We start from the raw sequence: 5,071 nt of genomic DNA, 5'->3' as shown, positions 1-5,071 counted from the left end.
GATTCGCAAGCTTCGCAACAGATGGAATCAATCTCGTCGTGATTTAGTGACTTGCAGGAAGTTTCGCCACTTAAACCATCATGCTGACCATTTTCAAGTTCAGCAGCGTTATAAGCATATGCGTGAGTATGTTAAATCCCACCAGCAGCGAGGTGCTATCTGATGAAGCTAACATACGGATCAGTGTGCCCTAACATTAAAGCGGAAAGCATGGCTCAAATAGCACCGCAAAGCGATTACGTTAAAAAGCTCAATACTCTGAAGTTGCAGCCAACTCACGAACTTAAAGAGATTAAGGATCAGTGGCAATCACCCGAAAACCTTGTATGTGGCATTAATTCAATCTATGGACCATTTACCCTAGACCTATTCACTGACGGTGAAAATAGTAAGGCACCTCATTTCTATACCGCGGAAGATAACGCTCTCACTCAAGATTGGTCAGCGAAGTTAAAAGAAATTGGCGGTGTTGCCTTTGGTAATCCTCCGTACTCACGTAGCTCATATCATGGAAAGCAAGCAATAACAGGTGTTCGTCACATTATGTCCCATGCTTCAGCGATGCGGGAACTTGGTGGTCGATATGTCTTTTTATTGAAAGCAGCAACGAGTGAGGTGTGGTGGCCAGAAAATGCAGATCACATCTGTTTTATCCGTGGGCGTATTGGTTTTGACGTTCCGAAGTGGTTTATCCCCGCTGATGAAAAACAAAAACCAACCGGTGCATTCTTTGCCGGGGCAATTGTTGTTTTCGATAAAACATGGAATGGAAAAGCATTTGATTACATTAGCCGTGAAGAATTAGAACAGCGCGGTAAGGCATTTATAGAGCAAGCACAGTGGTTAGCGAAGAGGGTGGCTGCATAAAATGATAACTGAATACCAATACACGCAAGGAATTGAAGTTATTAGGATTGGACGCGAGTTTGAGACAATAAATGCCCCGATCCTAAAAAATATTGCTAGTTATTCACCATCTGCTGCGCACCGAACTTTTGAAATGTTAGAAAAAATTGGCTGCATAAAATATGTCGGTAATTTCGCTGCTGGGAAAACTAAGCAGAGGTCAAAGCAATACAGCATTGATCCTCACGCAATTACAAAGTTAAAAGCAGTATGGGAAACAAAGCTAAAAAAGAGCGGGGCAGTAAAGCCAGTCAGTAAGCCAATAGTCTCTGTAGCTGAAGTTAAATCAGAAGAGACTTTTAATGGAAATGATTTTGAGTGTGGGATCAGGGTTGTTGAAAAAGCCTATATCGGGGACATGGGGAGCGAGACGCTTAAGAAATTAGATAGACTTTTGGTGGAGGTTAGGGCGTGAAAAACAAAATGCCAGAAATTCACCAATGCAAATGCGGTAGTGAAGATCTCCACATTCAGACTCTTGAATACCGTACTTGGTTTTATGTTTATTGTCATAGCTGTGGGGCGAAAGGCCCTGCAGTAAATGATAAGCCATCAGCAATAGCAATTTGGAATAAGGTGGTAACAAATGGCTAGCAATAAATGCATGTTCTGTGGTGGCAATGCTGATTTGCTTTGTGATGGCGTTATTTGCTACATCGGTGAGCGAAATGATAGTGGCGTATTATCCCGATTCTCATCGGCTTACACTTGCGATGCTCCTATGTGTGCAAGTTGTTCCACTTTTCATGGAAATCTTCACTGGCGCAAGGGTCGCTCTGGTGGTTGTGAATCAATTGATTATTGTCCTATTTGCGAAAGTCAGGAAGTAGGCTTTGGTCGCCATTATATATTTGATGACATTGGGCAGGTTAAAATTTATCGCCAAGCTCACTATGCCAAGTTCAATTCAGCTAAAGGTAATCATTTATCTGTTATCCGTGGTGGAGGTCAAATATGTCTGGATATTTAAGTCTAGTCCTGCCTTTTCCACCAAGTGTTAATGCTTGCTGGCGGAACATCAACGGTAAAACGTTAATCAGCGCAAAAGGGCGTGCGTTCCGGGCTAGTGCAATAGCTGCTATTTATACCCAATTAAGACCAAGGCCTAGGGTAATTACTGAAAATGTATCCGTCATTGTGAAGATGTTCCCACCCACTTATCACAGAAGGGATATTGATAACTATCTAAAAGCACCATTTGACGCCATCACCCATGCCAATATTTGGAAAGACGATGAGCAAGTTAAGCATGTTGATATCACTTGGTGTGAGGTAGTTAAAGGTGGTCGATTTGAAATTGAGATAAGGCCTCTCAATGCAGAAGTGGAGAAAATATCATGAGTCATCAATGGATATTAACCCCAATATTAATCCCTGAACTTAGCGCGGTGATATTTAGACCAGGTGCACATTTAAATACATTCAATGGAAGAATGTTGCTCATGACTTTGCCTGATGAACTGAAACATAAACCGTCAGGCCTTATTTCCCTTTCTGACCGCTACCTCAGCGACGCGCTGAATGAGATTGAGATGTTAAAGCCAGTGCTAAGACTTTCTGTAGATCCTGAACCACCAGCAAGTTTTATGAAGAAACCTAAATTACAGCGCTGGACTAATGATAAATATCTGCAGTGGGTTAAATCACAGCCATGTTGCGTATGCGGTGCTACATCGGACGATGCACATCACCTAATCGGTCATGGTCAGGGCGGTATTGGCACTAAAGCCCATGACTTGTTCACTATTCCATTATGTCGCATTCACCACAGCGAGTTGCATAAGGATCCGAGGGAATGGGAAAGGGAACACGGTAGCCAATTAATTTTTTTAATTCGATTCCTAGACCGTTCAGCGGCACTGGGTGTTTTCGGTTAACGTAGGGTGCGGCCTACTAAAGAGGTATTAAGTGATTTATCCATTAACGACAGGTAAAGGCGAAGAACATTTAAAATTACGTACATTGGAAAGCGTGTGGATCCGTGGGCGTTTAAAAATGTGGGGACGATGGGCGGCATTTAGCAAGGTAGCAGATGCAGCAGGCATGTTTAATCGGTTATTAGAAGAACCAACAATTACCAAAAAAGCCTTAAAAGATGCAATGAAAAGAATGCGCACATCTGGGCTATCCAAGGAAACTCTATTAATGTTCTTGGAAGAGTTTAAGGATAAAAAAGCACTAAGTAGCATGTGGTTCTGTTCGGATACTGAAGGCGGCAAAATGGACAAGGTCATTTGTGAGGTTATGAAAACTGATGCTGGTTTACTGGATATTCTAAAAGAGCATTATGTTTATAAAAAATCCAAGTATAAAATTGCACTAGAGCTTTATGAACAAGATGGCCGTTATTGCTTGCGTACATATCAGGACAGAGTAAAAGCATGGATTAGTGTTGCTGAGTTTATGCTATATCGTCCAATGTGCGATGAATTCGACCATAAGTATCATTACGGTGAATAAAGCTTGACTATTTTACCGATAAAGTTATAGTTTTCGTATATGCTGCGCGAAGCTGTAAACGCAAGGCAGGAAAGGAATTTAAAGCCTCGCAATCGCGGGGCTTTTTTGTACCTAAAATAAACATAAGACTTGCTGTTATGATTGGTCAGAGTTACATGTGTAGTTATAAAGTAAGCTAGAAAATAAAATTTGCTATCGCTTAGGATGTGTGGCTTAATGGATTCATCGGTTTGGAAGTACAGGCCTATTTATGCTAGTCAGTTTAAAGTTGTTCACCATTTAGCGTTATCTAAGATACCTCTTCATTGCGAATTCCTTCTAATTAATTCCCATAAGTAAAAATAAAAAACAAACCTTACCTATGCCTTATGGCAAACTTAAAAATTAAAGGAAATTCTATGTCTAATTCAATGATTGGTTTAGTAAAATGGTTTAACGAATCTAAAGGTTTTGGTTTTATCTCTCCTGAAGACGGAAGCAAAGATGTTTTTGTGCATTTTTCAGCTATCCAAAGTGATGATTTTAAAACTTTATATGATGGGCAAAAAGTAAGCTTCTCATTAGAGGCTGGCGCAAAAGGCCCAGCAGCAGCTAACGTAGTGGCGCTTTAAAAACATTATAAAAATTCGCTTCTATTACAAGTGCCCATGTTGTAACGGATCCCAGTATCGGACATCGCAGTTTGATATTTCGGTTAGCAATCCACATGGCGCCACATGTATATTTTGTAAAAATATAATGAACGCTCGCGCTATCTAGTATTTTAAACCTCGCAATGTCGAGGTTTTATTATATATAAGGGTGTATTTTTTTAACGTTTCGTATTTGCAACATTTTATTTGAAAAGTAGATGCAGATTTTTAAGAGAAACACCCCAAGGAGTAAACTATGAATTGGCTTGTTATTTACGACCGAATAATTAGTTATACCCAGAATATTATGTTTATAGCTATTATGTCCTTAATGGCTTTTGCAATACTAAACTGGCTTAAATAAGCCTTCTCCGCCATTAACTCAACTGGAAGAGTATTTAGTCTTAGCAAAACTAAGAGTCGAGGTTCGATGCCTCGATGGCGGACCACTCCACTAACTATGTTTAAAGGTTAAGATCATGAGGGGGGGGATGTCTGGATTGAGTCAATCAAAGCTAATTAGTAGAGTATTGCAATGGATTAGTAGCGCTGCATTGCTTCTACTTGCAGTTATATTAATTATCTTTTTAATCAAAGAAACTATAGTATTGGCCGCACTTTTATTTGCGGTTAGCAATTCAACTTCAATTTACTCCCTAATTGATGGTCTTATCATTTATTTTTTATATTTTGAATTTATTGCATTGATTATCAAGTATTTTCAGTCTGATTATCATTTTCCATTACAATATTTTATCTATATTGCGATCACTGCGGTAATTCGGCTTATTGTTGTTGAGCACAACAGTCCTCAGTTGTTTATCATATATTCGGTCACCATACTGATATTAGTTATCGCATTATACTTTGCAAACTCCGAAAGATTAAAGCCGAATGAATAAGAATACCTTTTAGCAAGTGCCTTTATAATGACAACTCTATTTGCCAGCTTCTATCTTTCACATAGCGGCATTAAAGCGAGTAGGGTTTTCATTGTGGAGAATGCCAAGGCTGATTGGCTAACTCGCATGAGTTATCTGTACTTATCAGGATAGAAGCACACACGCCATGGG

At 39.7% G+C, this 5,071-nt stretch carries 9 protein-coding genes and 1 pseudogene; all 10 read left to right on the top strand.

What is annotated here, in order from left to right; translation table 11 throughout:
* The first annotated feature begins 162 nt into the window (after positions 1 to 162).
* Positions 163 to 867 carry a phage N-6-adenine-methyltransferase gene (locus PSF28_RS23295; protein ID WP_272685727.1) on the top strand — a complete coding sequence of 235 codons (705 nt, stop codon included), beginning with the start codon at positions 163 to 165 and terminating at the stop codon, positions 865 to 867.
* A 1-nt stretch (position 868) separates the two neighbouring features.
* Positions 869 to 1,321 (top strand): hypothetical protein, encoded by a 453-nt coding sequence (locus PSF28_RS23290; protein WP_272685726.1) that lies wholly within the window; start codon positions 869 to 871, stop codon positions 1,319 to 1,321.
* Entirely contained in the window at positions 1,318 to 1,500 is a 183-nt protein-coding gene (locus PSF28_RS23285) for a Lar family restriction alleviation protein (RefSeq protein WP_102140695.1), read from the top strand. The genes PSF28_RS23290 and PSF28_RS23285 overlap by 4 nt, the downstream gene beginning before the upstream one ends.
* Positions 1,493 to 1,876: a hypothetical protein gene (locus PSF28_RS23280; protein ID WP_102140696.1), complete on the top strand. Its 384-nt coding sequence runs from the start codon at positions 1,493 to 1,495 to the stop codon at positions 1,874 to 1,876. Before PSF28_RS23285 ends, PSF28_RS23280 begins: the two co-directional genes overlap by 8 nt.
* Complete coding sequence (locus tag PSF28_RS23275; protein WP_102140697.1) at positions 1,861 to 2,247, top strand: RusA family crossover junction endodeoxyribonuclease; 387 nt, start codon at positions 1,861 to 1,863, stop codon at positions 2,245 to 2,247. The genes PSF28_RS23280 and PSF28_RS23275 overlap by 16 nt, the downstream gene beginning before the upstream one ends.
* A complete protein-coding gene (locus PSF28_RS23270; RefSeq protein WP_442958824.1) occupies positions 2,244 to 2,783 on the top strand; it encodes a DUF968 domain-containing protein in 540 nt (179 codons plus the stop codon). The genes PSF28_RS23275 and PSF28_RS23270 overlap by 4 nt, the downstream gene beginning before the upstream one ends.
* A gap of 31 nt (positions 2,784 to 2,814) precedes the next feature.
* On the top strand, positions 2,815 to 3,366 hold the full coding sequence (locus tag PSF28_RS23265; RefSeq protein ID WP_239982569.1) for a DUF1133 family protein: 552 nt from the start codon (positions 2,815 to 2,817) through the stop codon (positions 3,364 to 3,366).
* Positions 3,367 to 3,764: 398 nt separating this feature from the next.
* Positions 3,765 to 3,977, top strand: coding sequence for a transcription antiterminator/RNA stability regulator CspE (gene cspE, locus PSF28_RS23260; RefSeq protein ID WP_239982570.1), 213 nt, complete (start codon positions 3,765 to 3,767; stop codon positions 3,975 to 3,977).
* 7 nt (positions 3,978 to 3,984) lie between these two features.
* Positions 3,985 to 4,107: pseudogene (gene ymcF, locus PSF28_RS23255) on the top strand (cold shock small protein YmcF); the annotation flags it as partial.
* Positions 4,108 to 4,489: 382 nt separating this feature from the next.
* Entirely contained in the window at positions 4,490 to 4,900 is a 411-nt protein-coding gene (gene psiE / locus PSF28_RS23250; protein ID WP_109913125.1) for a phosphate-starvation-inducible protein PsiE, read from the top strand.
* The last annotated feature ends 171 nt before the right edge of the window (positions 4,901 to 5,071 follow it).

This window comes from Providencia sp. PROV130 (genome assembly GCF_028482225.1).
In the GTDB taxonomy this organism is placed as follows: Bacteria; Pseudomonadota; Gammaproteobacteria; order Enterobacterales; family Enterobacteriaceae; genus Providencia; species Providencia rettgeri.
This window is presented reverse-complemented; position numbering and strand designations above follow the sequence as displayed.

What these genes read in the sequence shown, in the direction of transcription:
- PSF28_RS23290 (WP_272685726.1), top strand. Translation starts at nt 869, where the DNA reads ATGATAACTGAATACCAATACACGCAAGGAATTGAAGTTATTAGGATT.
- PSF28_RS23270 (WP_442958824.1), top strand. Translation starts at nt 2,244, where the DNA reads ATGAGTCATCAATGGATATTAACCCCAATATTAATCCCTGAACTTAGC.
- PSF28_RS23275 (WP_102140697.1), top strand. Translation starts at nt 1,861, where the DNA reads ATGTCTGGATATTTAAGTCTAGTCCTGCCTTTTCCACCAAGTGTTAAT.
- PSF28_RS23280 (WP_102140696.1), top strand. Translation starts at nt 1,493, where the DNA reads ATGGCTAGCAATAAATGCATGTTCTGTGGTGGCAATGCTGATTTGCTT.
- PSF28_RS23295 (WP_272685727.1), top strand. Translation starts at nt 163, where the DNA reads ATGAAGCTAACATACGGATCAGTGTGCCCTAACATTAAAGCGGAAAGC.
- cspE (WP_239982570.1), top strand. Translation starts at nt 3,765, where the DNA reads ATGTCTAATTCAATGATTGGTTTAGTAAAATGGTTTAACGAATCTAAA.
- psiE (WP_109913125.1), top strand. Translation starts at nt 4,490, where the DNA reads ATGTCTGGATTGAGTCAATCAAAGCTAATTAGTAGAGTATTGCAATGG.